This window comes from Gilliamella sp. Occ4-3 (assembly GCF_001690675.1).
Taxonomy (GTDB): Bacteria; Pseudomonadota; Gammaproteobacteria; order Enterobacterales; family Orbaceae; genus Gilliamella; species Gilliamella bombi.
This window is the reverse complement of sequence record NZ_LZHR01000085.1, coordinates 1-2887: the sequence shown is the minus strand read 5'-3', so window position 1 is coordinate 2887 and position 2887 is coordinate 1. Positions and strand designations below refer to the sequence as shown.

The window sequence follows — 2887 nt, the reverse complement described above, 5'->3', positions numbered from 1 at the left end:
CACACCGTGGTAAACGCCCTCCCGAAGGTTAAGCTATCTACTTCTGGTGCAACCCACTCCCATGGTGTGACGGGCGGTGTGTACAAGGCCCGGGAACGTATTCACCGTGACATTCTGATTCACGATTACTAGCGATTCCGACTTCATGGAGTCGAGTTGCAGACTCCAATCCGGACTTAGACGTACTTTGTGAGGTCCGCTTACTCTCGCGAGGTCGCCTCCCTTTGTATACGCCATTGTAGCACGTGTGTAGCCCTGGTCGTAAGGGCCATGATGACTTGACGTCGTCCCCACCTTCCTCCGCTTTATCAACGGCAGTCTCCTTTGAGTTCCCGACCTAATCGATGGCAACAAAGGATAAGGGTTGCGCTCGTTGCGGGACTTAACCCAACATTTCACAACACGAGCTGACGACAGCCATGCAGCACCTGTCTCACAGTTCCCGAAGGCACTCTCGTATCTCTACAAGATTCTGTGGATGTCAAGACCAGGTAAGGTTCTTCGCGTTGCATCGAATTAAACCACATGCTCCACCGCTTGTGCGGGCCCCCGTCAATTCATTTGAGTTTTAACCTTGCGGCCGTACTCCCCAGGCGGTCGATTTATCGCGTTAGCTTCGGAGCCCATCACTCTAGGCAACAAACTCCAAATCGACATCGTTTACAGCGTGGACTACCAGGGTATCTAATCCTGTTTGCTCCCCACGCTTTCGCATCTCAGCGTCAGTATCTGTCCAGAAGGCCGCCTTCGCCACCGGTATTCCTCCACATCTCTACGCATTTCACCGCTACACGTGGAATTCTACCTTCCTCTACAATACTCTAGTTAACCAGTTTTAAGTGCAATTCCTAGGTTGAGCCCAGGGCTTTCACACCTAACTTAATTATCCGCCTACATGCCCTTTACGCCCAGTCATTCCGATTAACGCTCGCACCCTCCGTATTACCGCGGCTGCTGGCACGGAGTTAGCCGGTGCTTCTTCTGTGATTAACGTCAATTAATAAACCTATTAGATTCATCACCTTCCTCATCACCGAAAGTACTTTACAACCCGAAGGCCTTCTTCATACACGCGGCATGGCTGCATCAGGGTTCCCCCCATTGTGCAATATTCCCCACTGCTGCCTCCCGTAGGAGTCTGGACCGTGTCTCAGTTCCAGTGTGGCTGGTCATCCTCTCAGACCAGCTAGAGATCGTCGCCTTGGTGAGCCTTTACCCCACCAACTAGCTAATCCCATATGGGTTCATCAAATGGCGCATGGCCCGTAGGTCCCATGCTTTGGTCTCTCAACTTTATGCGGTATTAGCAGTCGTTTCCAACTGTTGTCCCCCTCCATTCGGCAGATCCCCATACCTTACTCACCCGTCCGCCACTCGTCATCAAGTGCAAGCACTCATGTTACCGTTCGACTTGCATGTGTTAAGCCTGCCGCCAGCGTTCAATCTGAGCCATGATCAAACTCTTCAATTTAAAGTTTGATGCTCAATAACTGTCTCTGACATATTCAAATGAATCTTCAGTGTCACTTATCAAGACTTAATTTTTTTAGTCCGTAGACTTTAATCTTTTGTCTCGCAAGTGCCCACACAGATTGTCTGTTTCTTATTTTTAAAGAGCTGACAGCTTATGTTCCTTATCAACTTTTTGTTGATTTAGTTCGCTGTCTCAAGGGTTGCGTATACTACGCTAACCTTTTTTATTCGTCAAGATCTTTTTTAAAATTTTTGTTCTCACTTAATCACTAACTTTCCGTCTGCTTGTCGCTGACTGCGTGTCAGTGGGTGCGCATTATAGGGGCTTAAAAATTTCGTGCAAGTGTTAATTGCAATTTTTTTTTCGTTTGCATTTTATTTGTTCAAATCTACATGTTTAATATATTCGGTATAAACAAAATAAACGTAATTTGCTATAGAAAAAACAATTTATTAAGTTAATTTATATGGAAAATATAAAGAACCTCATATTTTTAACATAAATTTAGAATATTAATTTACATTCTAAGTTTTAAATTTAATAAAAATATTTCAAAACACCAAGCCAGATAATAGATGATATTATCTAACGAATTGCCCCAATAAGATATTTTGCTTTATTTTTGAAAACTAGCGTTATTATTTTAGCGATGATGACACTTACGATTAAAGTTGACACTAAAAAGATTACAGCTCCCAATGATGCTAACCAACCATTGTCGGTTTTAATTACATAACCTAGAGAAGAAATATACAATAATTGTTCAAGTTCTAAAACAATAATTTCATGAATAAAATAGATAGGAAAACTGATATTTGCCATATAAGAAAAGAATTTATATAACTTTCCCTCATTTGTTTTATGATTCAGCCCATCTAAAAAATAAAGCGCTAATATAAATAAAATGATTTTTTGTAATGTATCATAATAAAGTTTTTCTACACCTAAATGATTCATATAGCGATAAGCAAATGGAACAAAAAAACATAAACCAAAAAGAAACACAACTAAGAATAAATTATCTTTAACTGTTTTGATAATAATTTGATAATTTTGTTTTATCATCATGCCAATTAAATAAACTGGTCCATAATGCAACAAATTTAAAATAGGTTGAGTAAAATCAGGTTTAGTAAATACCACAACCCAAAACATAGCAATCAGACCAGCTACAATTAAATTCTTTTTCGACCAAAAATATAATAAAGGAGCCATTAAATAAATAATGATAATCATCGGGATAAACCACAATGGTAGCAGTTGTGTTCCCGTCAGCATCATCCTAACTATTGAACTAACAACACTAGTTTCAGTCGATGAAAACCAAGGTAAATTAGATAAATACTGATAATGAAAAAAAACAAAGCAAAAAATAGATACTGAAATATAAGGACAAACAACAGTTTTAAACTT

General features: G+C 40.1%; 1 protein-coding gene and 1 rRNA gene. Both read right to left on the bottom strand.

All coding sequences use genetic code 11. The annotated features are described in order from the left end of the window. A 16S ribosomal RNA gene (locus tag A9G44_RS09160) occupies positions 1-1471 on the bottom strand; the annotation flags it as partial. Positions 1472-2059: 588 nt separating this feature from the next. Next, positions 2060-2887: acyltransferase family protein (locus A9G44_RS09155; RefSeq protein ID WP_065610603.1), on the bottom strand; the 828-nt coding region annotated here is incomplete at its 5' end.